Source organism: Corynebacterium poyangense (assembly GCF_014522205.1).
Lineage (GTDB): Bacteria > Actinomycetota > Actinomycetes > Mycobacteriales > Mycobacteriaceae > Corynebacterium > Corynebacterium poyangense.
The window spans coordinates 1,327,441-1,343,111 of record NZ_CP046884.1 but is presented as its reverse complement, the minus strand read 5'-3'; the positions used below and the strand labels follow the sequence as shown (position 1 = coordinate 1,343,111).

15 protein-coding genes are annotated in these 15,671 nt (G+C 53.8%); all 15 read left to right on the top strand.

The features are described from left to right. Window positions 1–4: 4 nt before the first annotated feature. The 15 genes from fmt to tpiA all read left to right on the top strand — a co-directional run bounded on the left by fmt (window position 5) and on the right by tpiA (window position 15,606). Window positions 5–970, top strand: coding sequence for a methionyl-tRNA formyltransferase (fmt, locus tag GP475_RS06285; RefSeq protein WP_187973605.1), 966 nt, complete (start codon window positions 5–7; stop codon window positions 968–970). Then, window positions 967–2,415 (top strand): RsmB/NOP family class I SAM-dependent RNA methyltransferase, encoded by a 1,449-nt coding sequence (locus tag GP475_RS06280; protein ID WP_187973604.1) that lies wholly within the window; start codon window positions 967–969, stop codon window positions 2,413–2,415. Before fmt ends, GP475_RS06280 begins: the two co-directional genes overlap by 4 nt. 20 nt (window positions 2,416–2,435) lie before the next feature. Further along, the gene (rpe, locus tag GP475_RS06275; RefSeq protein ID WP_187973603.1) at window positions 2,436–3,110 is read left to right on the top strand and encodes a ribulose-phosphate 3-epimerase; all 675 of its coding nucleotides are present in this window, start codon (window positions 2,436–2,438) and stop codon (window positions 3,108–3,110) included. Continuing rightward, the gene (gene ribD / locus GP475_RS06270; protein ID WP_187973602.1) at window positions 3,103–4,104 is read left to right on the top strand and encodes a bifunctional diaminohydroxyphosphoribosylaminopyrimidine deaminase/5-amino-6-(5-phosphoribosylamino)uracil reductase RibD; all 1,002 of its coding nucleotides are present in this window, start codon (window positions 3,103–3,105) and stop codon (window positions 4,102–4,104) included. Before rpe ends, ribD begins: the two co-directional genes overlap by 8 nt. A 10-nt stretch (window positions 4,105–4,114) precedes the next feature. Then, on the top strand, window positions 4,115–4,759 hold the full coding sequence (locus tag GP475_RS06265) for a riboflavin synthase (protein WP_187973601.1): 645 nt from the start codon (window positions 4,115–4,117) through the stop codon (window positions 4,757–4,759). Then, window positions 4,752–6,029 (top strand): bifunctional 3,4-dihydroxy-2-butanone-4-phosphate synthase/GTP cyclohydrolase II, encoded by a 1,278-nt coding sequence (locus GP475_RS06260; RefSeq protein WP_394367429.1) that lies wholly within the window; start codon window positions 4,752–4,754, stop codon window positions 6,027–6,029. The genes GP475_RS06265 and GP475_RS06260 overlap by 8 nt, the downstream gene beginning before the upstream one ends. Next, window positions 6,022–6,495: a 6,7-dimethyl-8-ribityllumazine synthase gene (ribH, locus tag GP475_RS06255; RefSeq protein ID WP_187973600.1), complete on the top strand. Its 474-nt coding sequence runs from the start codon at window positions 6,022–6,024 to the stop codon at window positions 6,493–6,495. Before GP475_RS06260 ends, ribH begins: the two co-directional genes overlap by 8 nt. 66 nt (window positions 6,496–6,561) lie before the next feature. Beyond that, a complete protein-coding gene (locus GP475_RS06250) occupies window positions 6,562–7,095 on the top strand; it encodes a PH domain-containing protein (protein ID WP_187973599.1) in 534 nt (177 codons plus the stop codon). Window positions 7,096–7,107: 12 nt separating this feature from the next. After that, the gene (uvrC, locus tag GP475_RS06245) at window positions 7,108–9,156 is read left to right on the top strand and encodes an excinuclease ABC subunit UvrC (RefSeq protein WP_187973598.1); all 2,049 of its coding nucleotides are present in this window, start codon (window positions 7,108–7,110) and stop codon (window positions 9,154–9,156) included. Between the two features lie 34 nt (window positions 9,157–9,190). After that, window positions 9,191–10,096, top strand: coding sequence for an RNase adapter RapZ (gene rapZ, locus GP475_RS06240; RefSeq protein ID WP_187973597.1), 906 nt, complete (start codon window positions 9,191–9,193; stop codon window positions 10,094–10,096). 24 nt (window positions 10,097–10,120) lie between these two features. Next, on the top strand, window positions 10,121–11,101 hold the full coding sequence (locus tag GP475_RS06235) for a gluconeogenesis factor YvcK family protein (RefSeq protein WP_187973596.1): 981 nt from the start codon (window positions 10,121–10,123) through the stop codon (window positions 11,099–11,101). Window positions 11,102–11,148: 47 nt separating this feature from the next. Further along, on the top strand, window positions 11,149–12,117 hold the full coding sequence (gene whiA / locus GP475_RS06230; protein ID WP_187973595.1) for a DNA-binding protein WhiA: 969 nt from the start codon (window positions 11,149–11,151) through the stop codon (window positions 12,115–12,117). A gap of 324 nt (window positions 12,118–12,441) precedes the next feature. After that, window positions 12,442–13,446, top strand: a complete 1,005-nt coding sequence (gene gap / locus GP475_RS06225; protein WP_187973594.1) for a type I glyceraldehyde-3-phosphate dehydrogenase — start codon at window positions 12,442–12,444, stop codon at window positions 13,444–13,446. A gap of 142 nt (window positions 13,447–13,588) precedes the next feature. After that, window positions 13,589–14,806, top strand: a complete 1,218-nt coding sequence (locus GP475_RS06220) for a phosphoglycerate kinase (RefSeq protein WP_187973593.1) — start codon at window positions 13,589–13,591, stop codon at window positions 14,804–14,806. Between the two features lie 17 nt (window positions 14,807–14,823). Beyond that, a complete protein-coding gene (gene tpiA, locus GP475_RS06215) occupies window positions 14,824–15,606 on the top strand; it encodes a triose-phosphate isomerase (RefSeq protein WP_187973592.1) in 783 nt (260 codons plus the stop codon). Window positions 15,607–15,671: the final 65 nt, after the last annotated feature.

Sequence of the window (15,671 nt, the reverse complement as noted above, 5' to 3'; positions counted from 1 at the left end):
CTAAGTGCGGCTGGTTTTTGCTGGTACTCCTGAACCTGCAGTAGTAGCTTTGGAACGTCTCATGGCTTCTGAGCATGAGGTTGTTGGCGTCATTACCCGTCCCGATGCGCCACGAGGCCGGGGACGGAAACTCTACCCTTCACCGGTCAAAGAGTTCGCTTCCCAGCACGGACTGGAAATTCTTATTCCGAGTTCGCTGAAACCTGATACCGAGGACGGGAAGTCTTTGCGTCACTCTCTCCACTCTCTGGCCCCAGACTGTATTCCAGTTGTGGCCTATGGCCAGCTGATTACCCCCGACCTTTTCACCATCTGCCCGCACGGGTGGGTTAACTTACATTTTTCTTTACTTCCTGCATGGCGCGGGGCCGCTCCGGTTCAGGCAGCTATTGCCGCCGGCGACGAGATCACCGGAGCCTCTACTTTCCGCATCGAGGAAGGCCTTGACACTGGGCCGGTTTTCGGAACTGTCACTGAACGCATTTCCCCCACAGATACTGCCGATGACCTGTTGACTCGCTTAGCTCATTCCGGTGCGGAATTGCTAGTAGCCACGATGGACGGGATTTCCAGCGGAGAATTATCGCCAAGTCCGCAACGTGGAGACATTAGCTATGCCGCAAAGCTGACGGTTGCGGACGCTGCTATCGATTGGCACCACCCAGCTTTTGGAGTTGATCGCAAAATTCGAGCATTTACTCCAGGGCCTGGGGCGTGGACAATGTGCGAGCAACAGCGGATCAAGATTTCCCCGGTGAGTATTCCGTGGTCATCAGACTACACCCTGGACGCCGCTGGGGTTCCTCCTCTGGATCCGGGGCAGGTGTGGTGGAATAAAAAGCATGTTTTTGTCGGTACCGGAACCCAGCCGGTGCAGCTGGGGATGGTCCAACCCCAGGGGAAAAAGAAGATGCCGGCGCGTGATTGGGTGCGCGGGCTCCACGAATCAAAGGAGTTGAAGTTTTCGTGAGTGGAGGTTTTCGATCTCGATCCCGCCATGCGTCTGCGTCGACGAGGAAAGATCGACGGAGTCCGGCAGAAAGAACTCGCCAGCGACAAGGGAAAAGAGACGTCAACTCTCTGGGGGTAGATCCCGCACGCTCAATTGCTTACCGGGTGCTGCGGAAAGTTCATGGTGAGGGTGCCTATGCCAATTTGGTGTTGCCGAGGCTGTTGCGAGACCAACGGCTTAATCAGCGTGATGCCGCCTTTGCCACGGAAATCACCTACGGGACTCTCCGGGCGGAAGGCACCTTAGATCGAATTATCGAACATTGTTCCTCCCGTCCTTTAGAACGGATCGATTCTGGGGTGCTCGATGCTGTTCGACTAGGTGCGTATCAATTGCTCTACACCAGAGTAGACGCCCATGCTGCGGTTGATACCAGCGTGACCATGGCTGGGTCAGTAGGTGGAGCTAGTGTTCGCGGATTTGCTAACGCCATTCTTCGAGAGATTTCTCGCCACGACACCGCATGGTGGCTCAGCACTCTTCGACCTGAAGGTGAAATAGCAGGTATCGCTTTTGAGCATTCCCATCCCAGGTGGATTGCCGATTCCTTTTCTCGGGTTCTTGGTCTTCAGGAGCTTTCCCTAGCTTTGGCAGAAGATTCACAACGCCCGATCACCCACTTGGTAGCTCGCCCAGGTGAGCTTAGCGCTGAAGAGTTGGCAATGATTTCGGGTGGCGAGGTAGGAAAGTATTCCCCCTATGCGGTCTACCTCCCACAGGGTGATCCAGGTCGACTAGAACCGGTCCGGGAGGGCATGGCCGCGGTTCAAGATGAGGGCTCGCAGCTGATAGCCCAAGCCGTGGTAGCAGCCCCCGTCACTGGCGGCGATCAAGGGCGTTGGCTTGACCTGTGCGCCGGGCCTGGCGGTAAAGCAGCACTGATGGGAGCTTTGGCTCGGATTGACGGAGCACACCTAGACGCCGTCGAACTTTCCGAGCATCGTAGTCAGCTGATCCGTCAGACTGTGCGTGATTTGCCGGTGAGCGTCCATACCGCAGATGGTCGCGATCCCGGCTTAACCCCCGGCTTTGATCGAATTTTGGTGGACGCGCCGTGTTCCGGCTTGGGGGCGCTTCGTCGACGACCGGAAGCACGATGGAGGAAACAAGAGTCCGACATTGAGGACCTAGTGAGGCTTCAAAAGCAGCTGGTAGATTCCGCGGCGAAGTTGCTTAAACCCGGTGGAGTACTCGGCTATTCCACCTGCTCTCCGGATCTTCGAGAAACTCGGGGCGTGGTGGACTGGCTGTTAGGTGAACATCCTGAACTCCGGGAAGACAACGCGCAGTCCCTCATGCCGGAAGCAATGCACCAACTAGGCGACCATCTCTCAGTGCAGATGTGGCCACATCGCCACGGCACCGACGCCATGTTTTTTGCTCTTCTGCGGCGGGAAAAATAACCCCGCTACACTTACAAACTATGAGTTCTGCACCCATTATTGCGCCGTCCATTTTGGCGGCTGATTTCAGTCGATTGGGCGATGACATCCGGCGCGTGTCTAATGCTGACTGGATCCACGTTGACATCATGGATGGACATTTTGTCCCCAATCTTTCTTTTGGGCCGGGGATCACGAAAACCGTCAATGAGATCACCGATAAAACGCTCGACGTCCACTTGATGATTGACAAGCCAGAACAATGGATTGACACCTATGTGGACGCTGGCGCGGATTGTATTATCTTCCACGTTGAAGCAGTCAGCGATCCAGAACGCGTGGCCAAGGATATTCGCAGTCGGGGAATTAGGGCTGGATTCTCCCTGCGTCCTGGGACTCCCATCGAACCTTATCTTCACAACCTTGATCAGTTTGATGAAGTATTGGTGATGTCCGTAGAGCCGGGTTTTGGTGGGCAATCTTTCATGCCCGATCAATTAGAAAAAGTTCGGACGCTCCGCGCAGTCATTGATGACAATAACCTTGATGTCACCATTGAAATTGATGGTGGAATCAGTGCCTCCACGATCGCCGAGGCGTCGGCTGCTGGTTGCGATGCCTTTGTCGCCGGCTCTGCTATCTTCGGTGCTCAATATCCTGCTGCGGAAGTTTCTCGGCTGCGGGACTTAGCCCACAGCGCTCGGCAGCATGGCTAAAGAGGACATAGTCCGGGCGGCTCTGAACACAGCGGTTGAGGCCTCCGACAAGGTAGTGGGAACTACTAGCCCGAATCCACCAGTAGGCGCGGTGATTCTTAGTCCCACCGGCGACATCCTTGGGGTAGGGGCAACTCAACCTCCTGGGGGCCCTCATGCCGAGGTCATGGCATTAGCCGAAGCCGGGGATCGGGCTCAAGGTGGTATTGCCGTGGTAACTCTCGAACCCTGTAATCACTATGGCCGCACTGGGCCGTGTAGTCACGCCCTATTAGCTGCAGGGATTTCTGAGTTGTATTACGTTCATGCTGATCCTACGTCTGAGGCAGCCGGTGGCGCAGCATGGCTGACCCAACAAGGAATGAAAGTCCAGCAGTTGCCTGGCGAAGTACCAACCTTGCGCGCGTGGCTGTTAGCTCAAGAACTGAGGCGTCCTCACGTCACCCTAAAATTCGCTCAAACTCTGGACGGTTTTAGTGCCGCTTGTGACGGCACTAGTCAATGGATTACCGGGGAATTAGCCAGGCATCATGTCCACCAGGATCGGTGCCGTCGGGATGCCATTGTGGTGGGAACGGGGACGGCTCGTGCGGACAATCCTTCTTTGACGGCGCGAACCCCAGACGGGGGTCTGTACCCTCATCAGCCGCGTCGGGTGGTTATTGGTCACCGACGCCTTTCAGCGCAGGATTGTCCACATCTCCACCGATTAGGTTTTGAACAGTACCCGGATATTCCTACCGCCCTGAGCCAGCTATGGGATACCGGTGTGCGCGATCTCCTGGTCGAAGGCGGACCAACTTTAGCGACGGCATTTTTTCGCTTGGGCTATGTTGATGCTATTCAGGCGTATATCGCCCCGAAAGTGCTCGGTGATGGCCTTAGTACTATTTCTGAGCCGCTTTCCTCAACACTGTCAGGAGCCCATTGTTTCCACCGTTCCGGCTATCAACTTTTGGGTGAAGATATATTAGTGGAGTTGCGCAAAAAGTAATGGAGGTTAGGTGTTTACTGGGATCATTAGCCATATCGGGACTATCAGCGATATCAAGGAATTAGGCGACGCCATTCAGCTTCACATTAGCTGTCCTGACATTGTCGCTTTGGCAGAGCATGGAGATTCGATTGCGGTTAATGGGGTGTGCTTAACCGTAGCGGAAAAAACTGCTGAAGGGTTTGTCGCTGATTGCATGAAGCAGACCTTGGATGTGAGCAGCCTCGGCTATGTGCACGTGGGTGATCGAGTCAACCTGGAGCCCGCCCTTAGACTAGGGGATCGGCTAGGTGGTCATATTGTCCAAGGGCATGTAGACACCACTGCCGTACTGCTTAAACGGACCACTACGCCTCATTGGGATGTTCTACGTTTTGCCTTACCAGAGTCGGTGGCACGCTATGTGGTGGCTCAGGGATCAGTTTGTCTTAACGGCACCTCACTAACCGTGTCACACGTAGGCGAGGGGTGGTTTGAGGTGTCGCTTATTCCCACGACCTTGGCGGAAACTACTCACGGGCAGTTGCATGAGGGAGAAAGCGTCAACGTCGAGGTCGACGTGCTGGGTAAGTACGTCGAGCGGTTGATGCAGCATGGGATGACCCCGGTGGATCATTCATGTGAAGAAAAAGACTATGGTGGTCAAGGTGAGTGAGGAAAATTCCACCAGTGTGGTTCTGGATAGCGTTTCCGATGCTATCGCAGATATAGCAGCCGGTAAGGCTGTTGTCGTCGTCGATGATGAGGGCCGGGAAAATGAAGGCGACCTCATCTTTGCGGCGGAAAAAGCTACCCCGGAGTTGGTGGCGTTTATGGTTCGCTACACCTCTGGATATATTTGCGTTCCACTGACTACCGAGGATTGTGAACGTCTTGATCTTCCCCCCATGGTGGCTTTGAACCAGGACGCTCGGGGTACTGCCTATACGGTGACTGTTGATGCTGCTACCGGAACCACTGGAATTTCAGCAACCTCACGGTGTGAAACTATTAGACGTCTAGCAGATCCCTCCTTTAGCAGCGCTGATTTCACCAGGCCAGGGCATATAGTTCCGCTTCAAGCAATGCCAGGGGGAGTGCTGGTGCGCGAAGGGCACACCGAAGCTAGCGTAGATTTAGCTCGGGCAGCGGGGCTACGTCCGGCCGGGGTGTTGTGTGAGATAGTCAGTGAATCGGATCCCACTGATATGGCTCGATCCGTAGAGCTGAGGGCGTTTGCCGACCGGCACAACCTGAAAATGATATCCATCGAGCAGCTGGTGCAGTGGCGTCGAGAACACGAAATTCAAGTTGAGCGAGTAACCGAAACTCGGCTGCCTACTGAATTTGGCGTTTTTCGCGCTGTGGGGTATCGCAACACCATCACTGGGATGGAACATATTGCCCTGGTCTGCGGTGACGTGACCTCCGATGATGGGGAAGAAGTATGGGTTCGGGTTCATTCAGAATGTCTCACCGGAGATGTTTTTGGTTCACGCCGTTGTGATTGCGGCCCACAGCTTCACGAATCAATGCGTGTGATCCAAGAGCGTGGACGTGGCGTCGTAGTGTACCTCCGCGGGCAAGAGGGGCGCGGGATTGGACTCATGGCAAAACTTAAAGCATATCGACTCCAAGACCAAGGAGTAGATACAGTCGACGCCAATCTAGAACAGGGGTTGCCGGCCGATGCGAGGGAGTATTCCGCCGCAATTCAAATTGTTCGCGACTTGGGTATTAAAACCATCCGGTTAATGAGCAATAACCCCCATAAACACGAGGCACTCCACGGACATGGGGTAAATGTGGCCGGACGGGTACCTATTGAACTAGAACCCAATGAGGACAACATTCGTTATTTGCGTACCAAACGTGATCGAATGGGGCATGACTTGCCCTCAGTAGCGCGATGGGATCAAAGCCACCCAAAGGAGGATCATGAGTAAAGAAGGTTTGCCCGACGTCCACCACGTTGATGCTAGCGGTCTCACGGTGGCTGTGGTTACCTCCTCGTGGAACGCTAACATTTGCGACCAACTCCACGCGCGTGCCCTAGCAACGGCAGCGGAGTGCGGTGCCACGGCAGTGGGATATCGCGTCATTGGAGCTTTGGAATTACCCGTTGTTGTGCAAGAAACTGCTCGTCACCACGATGCCGTGGTTGCTTGCGGGTGTGTGATTCGAGGAGGCACACCGCATTTTGACTACGTGTGTGATTCAGTGACCGAGGGGTTGACTCGGATTGCGTTGGATACTGGAGTGCCCGTGGGCAATGGGGTCCTAACGACGAACACAGAGGAACAAGCTGTCGCTAGATCAGGTCTTCCTGGAGCAGTAGAAGATAAAGGTACGGAAGCAATGGTCGCGGCCTTGCATACGGCTGTACTGTTGCGATCAATCCGAGGTGAGTAAACTAGTCTCGGCGGAAAAACCGGCCAAGAGAATCAACCAACGTGAGAGTAGAAACCCGTGAGTGACATGTCTGACCAGAATCAGCACCTCAAACCCACTATCTCTGATGCTGATCGCCAGGTTTTTACCGCTGCTGACGCGGCGCTAACAACGACGAAACCATGGGAATGTGATATCCGGTCTCCAGCGTTGAAGAAACTGGCATGGATTCTGGTGGTCCTAGTCTTAGCAGTCCACCTGTTTATGTCCCTGGTGGTTGATGTGGGAACCACTGGCGAGGCTCTGACTTTCCTAGATAAGTGGGCGTTTTTAGGCGTCGGTGTAGTCCTGGCGGTTCTGGCCTATCTTGCTTTTAGCCGTCCAAGGGTCCGCGCTAATGAGGACGGGGTTCAAGTCCGCAATATTATCGGCACTCGTTTTTATCCGTGGTCAGTAATCTACGGATTGAGGTTTCCAGAGGGTAGCCGGATGGCTTTGTTAGAACTCCCAGATTTCGAATACGTGCCGTTGTGGGCTATCCAGTCTGCTGACGGGAAAAAGGCACTGGCAGCTGTCCGCGAATTCCGTGACCTTGAGGCAAAATATCTGCCGAAGGAGTGATCACCAAGTACCGTGGCTGATCCCGCTACTTACCGACCGGCTCCCGGAAGCATTCCCACGCAGCCGGGAGTATATAAGTTTCGTGACCCGGAAGGTCGGGTTATCTATGTTGGCAAAGCCAAAAATCTGCGGTCTCGGCTATCCAATTATTTTCAGGATGTAACCCAACTTCATCCGCGCACCCGCCAAATGGTTTTTCACGCCAGCAAGGTGGAGTGGACCGTCGTAGCTAGCGAAGTAGAAGCGCTCCAGCTGGAATACACCTGGATCAAAAAATTTGATCCTCGCTATAACGTCAAATATCGGGACGATAAAACCTATCCCAGTCTTGCCGTCTCGCTCAACGAGGAATTTCCCCGCGCTTTCTTTTATCGTGGCCCCCGGCGCCGAGGAGTTCGTTATTTCGGCCCCTATTCTCACGTCTGGGCGGTTCGAGAAACCCTCGATCTGCTTACTCGTGTGTTTCCGCTGCGGACCTGTTCTCAAGGTGTTTTCCGCCGGCACAACTCCCTCGGCCGGCCTTGCCTATTGGGGTATATCGACAAGTGCTCTGCTCCGTGCGTGGGTAAAGTCACGGCGAGAGAACACCGTGCCATCGTCGAGGGTTTCGTGTCCTTTATGTCCGGGCACACCGATCAGCTGGTTCGGACGTTAGAAAAGCAGATGAATGACGCTGCCAGCGCCCTGGACTTCGAGAAAGCAGCACGTCTACGAGATGATCTTGCTGCGGTCCATAAAGTAATGGAACAGCAAGCTGTGGTGCTCGGGGATGGAACGGATGCAGACATTATTGGGATCTGTGAGGATGAATTAGAAGCGGCAGTACAGATCTTCCATGTGCGAGGGGGGAGAATTCGAGGTCAACGCGGCTGGGTGGTAGAGAAGGTCGGCGACCAAGCCCAGGATCCCGCACTGCCAGCTATCGTGCAAGATTTCCTGATTCAGTTTTATGGTGATGCCGCGGAACGTGCTCGACTCGAAGCTCAGGACAACGAGCAGTTGATTGAACGTCGGGGAGTAGACCAGGAATCGCGCGAGATGGCGTCGAATCTTTCAGTAATTCCGAAGGAAATACTGGTTCCAGAACTGCCCAAAGACGCCGACAATATTCGGTTATGGCTCCATGAACTTCGCGGCTCCGCGGTGGATTTGCGGGTTCCGCAACGCGGGGATAAACGAGCCCTCGCAGATACTGTTCACCGCAATGCCGAGGATGCGCTTAAGCAGCACAAATTACGCCGAATCGGGGATCTGACCACGCGATCCGCAGCGCTTAACGATATTCAAGAAGCACTAGATATGGAAACGGCGCCGCTACGGATCGAATGCACCGATATTTCCCACATCCAAGGAACCGATGTCGTTGCCTCACTCGTTGTTTTTGAAGATGGAATCCCGAAAAAGGCGGATTATCGGCGATATCGAATTAAGGAAGCAGCTGGTGAGGGGCACTCCAATGACGTGGCTTCAATTGCAGAAGTGACGCGGCGACGGTTTTTGCGCTATCACCGAGATAAGCGCGCTATTCCTGAGGCAGAGGAATTTGAGGAATCAACCTTTAGCGATGAAAAGGTCCAGGAGATGTCTACGGATCATCGCCGTTTTGCTTATGCTCCGCAGCTTTTCATCGTTGATGGCGGACAACCCCAAGTTAATGCCGCCCAAGAGGTGTTTGATGAATTAGGGGTTACTGATGTGACCTTGATTGGATTAGCAAAAAGACTGGAAGAGATTTGGTTACCGGGGGAGGAGGATCCAGTGATTCTGCCTCGACAATCTCAAGGGCTGTACCTTCTCCAGCAGCTTCGTGATGAAGCTCATCGTTTTGCTATTAGTTATCATCGCCAGCAACGCAGTAAACGGATGCGCCATTCTCAACTTGACTCAGTTCCGGGTTTAGGAACGGTGCGCAGAACAGAATTAGTCAAGCATTTTGGTTCAGTAGCGCAGTTGAAGAAAGCGAGTGTCGAGGAGATTGCTGCGGTTAAAGGATTTGGGCCGGTTTTAGCCGAAAAGATTTGGGGGAGTTTGCACCCAAACGATAAGGCTGGAAGTTCCTAACCTGAGGTCCTTTATTCAGGTTAGGATAGAGGCCATGACGACGCACCAGCAGGATCAGCCGCATCGGGATACTCGTTTTAGCCAACCGCCAGTGCTTATTACTGGTATGTCGGGAGCTGGGTTGAGTAGTGCGGGCCGAGTAATGGAAGACCACGGCTGGTATGTTTCACACAATCTTCCTTCGCAACTCATTTTGGATTTATTGGAACTGTGTGCTCGGGAGGATTCCCCAGTTGACCGGGTAGCGGTTGTCACCGACGTCAGAGCGCGAATGTTTCCTGGCAGTATGCTTCAGACCCTTGATGAATTGCGGGCGCGAGGATTAGGGCCGACCATTCTGTTCCTTGAAGCACGCGACGACGTGTTGATCAAACGTTTTGATTCAGTGCGCCGAGTTCATCCCCTTCAGGCCGGGGATACCCTCAACGAGGGATTGCGTCGAGAGCGACTGTCCGTCTCTGAGATAAAAGAATGCGCAGATATTGTCATCGACACCTCAGATTTATCGGTCCATGATCTCCGCCGTTCCATCGAGCAAAGCTTCAGCACTATGCAACGTGGACATCAACATGTCACCGTGCAATCCTTCGGTTTCAAACACGGCGCACCACCAGATAGTGATATCACTGTTGATGCACGATTCCTGCCTAACCCGTATTGGGTGCCGGAGCTGCGTCGCTATCGTGGAACAGATCAAGCGGTTTCTGATTATGTTCTTGGGCAGCACGGTGCGGAAGAATTTATTCGGGACCTGTTATCCATGTTTAATACCATGCGACCGGGATACCGCCACGAGGGAAAAAACTTCATCACCATCTCTGTAGGCTGCACGGGTGGGCACCACCGATCAGTGGCTGTAGCTGAGGAAGTAGGTCGAAGACTTCGCACCGTAGAAGGTCTCGACGTCAACGTTGTTCACCGGGATATTGCCCGTCACTGATCTCTGTTTCATCCAGGAATAACCATGCTTGATTCTGTTTCCGCCCCGGCACGGATTACCTGCCTTGGTGGAGGCCACGGCCTCTACCAAACTCTGTGTGCCGCCCGAGCTTGTCAACCCAGCCATATTTCAGCGGTCGTTACTGTTGCTGATGATGGTGGATCCTCAGGGCGTCTACGTCGGGAGTTATCCCAAATTCCGCCAGGCGATTTGCGGATGGCTTTAGCAGCTTTAGCCAGCCACGATGAACACGGCCAGCTATGGTCGGAAGTATTGCAGCATCGTTTTGGGGGTAACGGAGCTTTAGCCGGACATGCCGTCGGTAACCTCCTTATCGCTGGGCTATATGAGGTACTCGGCGATGAGCTTGCTGCCCTGGACGCGGTAGCTGCCTTAACCAGATCCGCCGGCCGGGTTTTCCCGGTGTGCACGGAACCACTCGACATTGAAGCAGATGTCTCTGGCTTGGATGAAGATCCCCGAATTATGCGTACGGTACGCGGTCAAGTGGCCGTCGCGTCTACCGTGGGGCAGGTAAGAAGGGTACGCGTCATCCCGGAACAGCCTAACGCCTGCGCGGAAGCGTTAGCGGCTATTAACGACGCCGATATGGTGACCTTGGGTCCGGGCTCATGGTTTTCCAGTGTGATTCCGCACTTACTTATCCCTTCCGTTGTTTCGGCGGTTTCCGAAAGCGAAGCTTTAAAGGTGGTCATCTTAAACCTCACTCCAGAAGCCGGAGAAACATCTGGATTTTCCGCTGAGCGGCATATCCACATGTTGGCTCAGCATGCTCCCCAACTGAAAGTGGATCGGATCCTCATTGACTCAGACGTGGTGACTTCCCAGAGCGAGCGCAATCACCTCGCCCGGGCGGCGCTCACCTTGGGCGCAGAAGTGAGCTATCAACGGGTGAGAGAAGAAGATGATCGAGGACGGTTCACGGATCGACATGATCCCACTCACTTGGCCGCCGCCTTAAAAAACCTATGGGAACAGCGATAGAATAGTCGCTCAAACTGACTTTAACGGGAAAGCTTAGGTATTTTAACGTGTCCTTAACTTCGGAAGTCGTCGCTGAATTAGTGGCGGTCACTCCTCCGCATCAAACCGCCAGGATAGCTGAGGCTGCCGCCATGTTCCGCTTTGCTGGTCAGGTGGAGGTAGTTGAGCAGCGTGTGGAATTACATGCTGAATTTTCCAATCCGGTGGTCGCTGAGCGTCTAGTCAGCCACGTCAAAGAGCTATGCGAGGTGTCGTGCACAGTCAAGGGGCTGCCCATTAGCGCTGGAGAGCGAAAAACACCGAGCTATGTAGTTCAGGTTACTGATCGCTCTACGGATGTGGTCCGGAAACTGGGGTTAGTAACTCGCGCTGGTCACCCGATTGTGGGACTGCCTACTCGCGTGATTGCCGGAGAGGTGATGGACATTGAGGCCGCGTGGCGGGGTGCTTTCTTGGCTGCTGGGTCTTTGTTAGAGCCTGGTCGAAGCAGCAATTTGGAGGTTGCTGCGCCGTGCACTGAGGCGGCATTAGCGCTGGTGGGATGTGCACGGCGGTTGGGAATTAGCGCCAAAACCCGTGAAAGCCGAGGTCAGGAGAAGGTAACCATCAAAGAGTCCGACGCTATCGGGGCGTTGCTCAGCCGAATGGGGGCTCATGTTACTCGGATGAAGTGGGAAGAAAAGCAGCGTCGTCGAGAATCCCGGGCGCAAGCTCGGTTAAGTAACTTCGATGATGCGAACCTTCGACGCTCAGCACGGGCGGCTGAAGTAGCTGCTGCTCGGGTAGGTCGCGCCTTAGAAATTCTTGGTGATGCGGTCCCTGACCATTTAGCTGAGGCAGGTCATTTACGGATTCAGCATCAAGAAGCCTCCTTGGAAGAGCTGGGGCGTTTGTCTGAGCCGCAGTTGACCAAGGATGCGGTAGCTGGTCGCATTCGGCGTTTGCTGTCTATGGCAGATCGTCAGGCGGAAGAACTGGGGATTCCGGACACCCAATCGGCGGTTCCTGAAGAATAAGACGGATAGTGTGTCAAGGTTCACATCTCAACTTGATGGATTGAGGAAAGTATTTTCCGGTGTACTCCCACTCGGCAAGGAGGGTATATTACCCCCTCTTACGGGGGTAACTTCCTAGAAAATCCACGCCCATAGGGGGAATTTCTTCGGAGAAAATGTGGGATTCACGATAAAAATTGTGGTTTCATGTCCGTTTTAGTTTGAATGGTTGGGACTATGTAGAGAAAAACTCATGCACAAGTCCACTGCGGTCGGTACACTTCAAAGCGTGAGGGAGATTAGCTCCCCGAGATATAAACGAACCCGAGATAGAGGAGATCTACTGTGACCACTCGCGTCGGTATTAATGGCTTTGGCCGCATCGGCCGCAACTTCTTCCGGGCCGTGCTGCAGCGCAGCGATGACCTTGAGGTTGTCGCGGTCAACGACCTCACCGACAACAAGACCCTTGCTACCCTCCTCAAGTATGATTCCATCCTGGGCAAATTGGATCAGGATATTGAGTTTGACGACGAGTCCATCACTGTTGGTGGTAAGCGTATTGCTGTGTCCGCTGAGCGCGAGCCAGCAAACCTTGACTGGAGCGCCTACGAGGTTGACATCGTTATCGAATCAACCGGTTTCTTCACCGATGCCCAGGCTGCAAAGGCTCACTTAGGCGGCAGCGTGAAGAAGGTCATCATCTCCGCTCCGGCGAAGAATGAAGATGCAACCTTCGTTTATAACGTTAACCACCAGGATTATGATCCGGAGAACCACAATGTCATCTCCGGTGCATCCTGCACCACTAACTGCCTCGCACCTATGGCTAAGGTTCTCAACGACAAATTCGGTATTGAGCGTGGTTTGATGACCACTGTCCACGCCTACACCGGTGATCAGCGTCTTCATGATGCTCCTCACAAGGATCTGCGTCGTGCTCGTGCCGCGGCAGTCAACATTGTTCCTACCTCTACTGGTGCCGCAAAGGCTGTTGCTCTGGTACTTCCGGAGCTGAAGGGTAAGCTCGACGGCTACGCACTGCGCGTACCGGTGATCACCGGTTCCGCCACTGACCTCACCTTTACCGCTTCCAAGGAGGTCACCGTCGAAGAGGTAAACGCAGCTATTAAGGAAGCCGCTGCAGGTGAGATGGGCGAGACCCTGGCCTACAGTGAGGATCCATTAGTATCCCACGACATTGTGACCGATTCTCATGGCTCCATCTTTGACGCTGGTTTGACCAAGGTCATCGGTAATCAGGTAAAGGTCGTTTCCTGGTATGACAACGAGTGGGGTTACACCTGCCAGTTGCTGCGCTTGACCGAGCTGGTTGCTTCCAAGCTCTAAATTGAGACAACTATTTCTTGATCCATCGTTGAGATGAATATACGCCGCGGTTCTAGGGTTCGGGACAACCGTATTCCTGGGGCCGCGGCCTTGTATCCAGGTGAATGTTCACCATCTACTTTTATTTGAGGAGTCAGATACTATGGCCCTGAAAAAACTGCAAGATCTTTTGGATGAAGGCGTAGAATCTCGTCACATCCTCGTTCGTTCCGATTTCAATGTTCCGCTTAATGACGCTGGCGAGATCACGGATCCCGGCCGGATTACTGCGTCGCTGCCTACCCTTAAAGCGCTTATTGATGGTGGCGCCAAGGTGATTGTCATGGCGCACCTGGGACGGCCCAAGGGAGAAGTGAATCCAAAGTATTCGCTGAAACCAGTTGCTGAAGCCCTGAGTGAAGAACTAGGACAGTATGTTGCTCTGGCCAGCGATGTCGTTGGTGAAGACGCCCATGAACGCGCGAACGGCCTTAATGATGGCGACGTATTGTTGCTGGAGAATGTGCGCTTTGATCCGCGAGAAACCTCTAAAGATGAGGCAGAACGTGGCGAGTTTGCCGATCAATTGGTGGCATTAGCTGCGGATCAAGGAGCGTTTGTTTCCGATGGTTTCGGGGTAGTTCACCGTGCCCAAACCTCCGTGTACGACGTAGCTAAGCGACTTCCCGCCTATGCCGGAAAACTAGTGGATAAAGAAGTATCTACTCTAGAGAACGTGGCAAGCAACCCCGAAAAGCCCTACGTGGTGGCTCTGGGTGGGTCAAAGGTATCTGACAAGCTTGGTGTCATTGAGGCTCTCGCTGGAAAAGCAGATCACCTGATTATTGGTGGCGGTATGTGCTACACCTTCCTCAAAGCACAAGGCCATGACGTACAGCAATCCCTGCTCCAAGAAGAAATGGTTGATACCTGCAAGGATCTTCTGGAACGCTACGGGGATAAGATTGTGCTGCCCGTAGACCTCATTGCCGCGGAAAAGTTTGATGCGAACGCAGCTAACAAAGTGGTTGACCTCGATGGTATCCCTGAGGGATGGATGTCTTTGGATGTGGGACCAGAAACCGTGAAGGTTTTCGCTGAGGTGCTAGCTACTTCCAAGACCGTGTTCTGGAATGGTCCCATGGGTGTATTTGAAATGCCTGCCTTTGCCGAAGGAACCCGCGGTTTAGCTCAAGCGATCATCGATGCCACCCAGAACAATGGTTGTTTCTCCGTAGTTGGCGGTGGGGACTCAGCTGCGTCAGTGCGCACTCTGGGACTAGATGAAGATGGTTTCTCACATATCTCGACTGGTGGCGGTGCTTCCCTGGAATTCCTTGAGGGCAAGGAACTCCCCGGTGTTTCCGTTCTTCAGGCTTAAGGAAAGGAATACTCCACATGGCGCGTAAACCCTTGATTGCTGGCAATTGGAAGATGAACCTCGATCATCTCGAGGCAATGAAATCAGTCCAGAAGCTGGCCTTTACTTTGCCTAAAGAATATTACGACAAAGTTGATGTGGCACTGACCGTGCCTTTTACCGATATCCGTTCCGTCCAGACCCTAGTTGAGGGAGATAAACTGCAGATCACCTATGGTGCTCAGGATGTGTCTCAACATGAGTCGGGCGCCTATACCGGGGAAGTCTCGGCGCATATGCTAGCGCGTCTAGGCTGCACCTGGGTGGTCGTCGGACATTCAGAGCGGCGAGAATATCACCACGAGACCGATGAGCTTGTGGCGGCCAAAGCTAAAGCTGCACTAGACCAGGGGATAAGCCCTATTGTTTGTGTAGGAGAAGCTCTGGAGATTCGTGAACGCGGAGAACATGTCTCCTTCGTGACTGAGCAAACTCGGGCCTCGTTGGCTGGACTCAGCGCTGAGGAGCTTTCTCGTACTGTTATCGCCTATGAACCAGTCTGGGCTATCGGAACTGGAAAGGTAGCCTCGGCTGAGGATGCGCAGGAAGTATGCCACGCGATTCGGTCAGTGATTGCCGAGATTGCAGATGATGACGTCGCTTCGGGAATCCGAATCCTCTACGGGGGATCAGTCAAAGCCGAGACGGTGGCCGATATTGCCGGACAACCTGATGTTGATGGCGGACTCGTTGGTGGTGCCTCTCTTGATGGGGAAGCCTTCGCTAAGCTAGCCGCGAACGCCGCTGGGCCGCTCTCCTAAAATTCCAGCACACTGAAAGAACGCCGGATGGGGAAGCCCCCACCGGCGCTTTTTATGCCGATATT

Bases quoted from the DNA above. Each gene is read 5' to 3' on its own strand.
- GP475_RS06250 (WP_187973599.1), top strand. From the start codon at position 6,562: ATGTCTGACCAGAATCAGCACCTCAAACCCACTATCTCTGATGCTGAT.
- GP475_RS06235 (WP_187973596.1), top strand. From the start codon at position 10,121: ATGCTTGATTCTGTTTCCGCCCCGGCACGGATTACCTGCCTTGGTGGA.
- ribH (WP_187973600.1), top strand. From the start codon at position 6,022: ATGAGTAAAGAAGGTTTGCCCGACGTCCACCACGTTGATGCTAGCGGT.
- rpe (WP_187973603.1), top strand. From the start codon at position 2,436: ATGAGTTCTGCACCCATTATTGCGCCGTCCATTTTGGCGGCTGATTTC.
- GP475_RS06220 (WP_187973593.1), top strand. From the start codon at position 13,589: ATGGCCCTGAAAAAACTGCAAGATCTTTTGGATGAAGGCGTAGAATCT.
- ribD (WP_187973602.1), top strand. From the start codon at position 3,103: ATGGCTAAAGAGGACATAGTCCGGGCGGCTCTGAACACAGCGGTTGAG.
- tpiA (WP_187973592.1), top strand. From the start codon at position 14,824: ATGGCGCGTAAACCCTTGATTGCTGGCAATTGGAAGATGAACCTCGAT.
- rapZ (WP_187973597.1), top strand. From the start codon at position 9,191: ATGACGACGCACCAGCAGGATCAGCCGCATCGGGATACTCGTTTTAGC.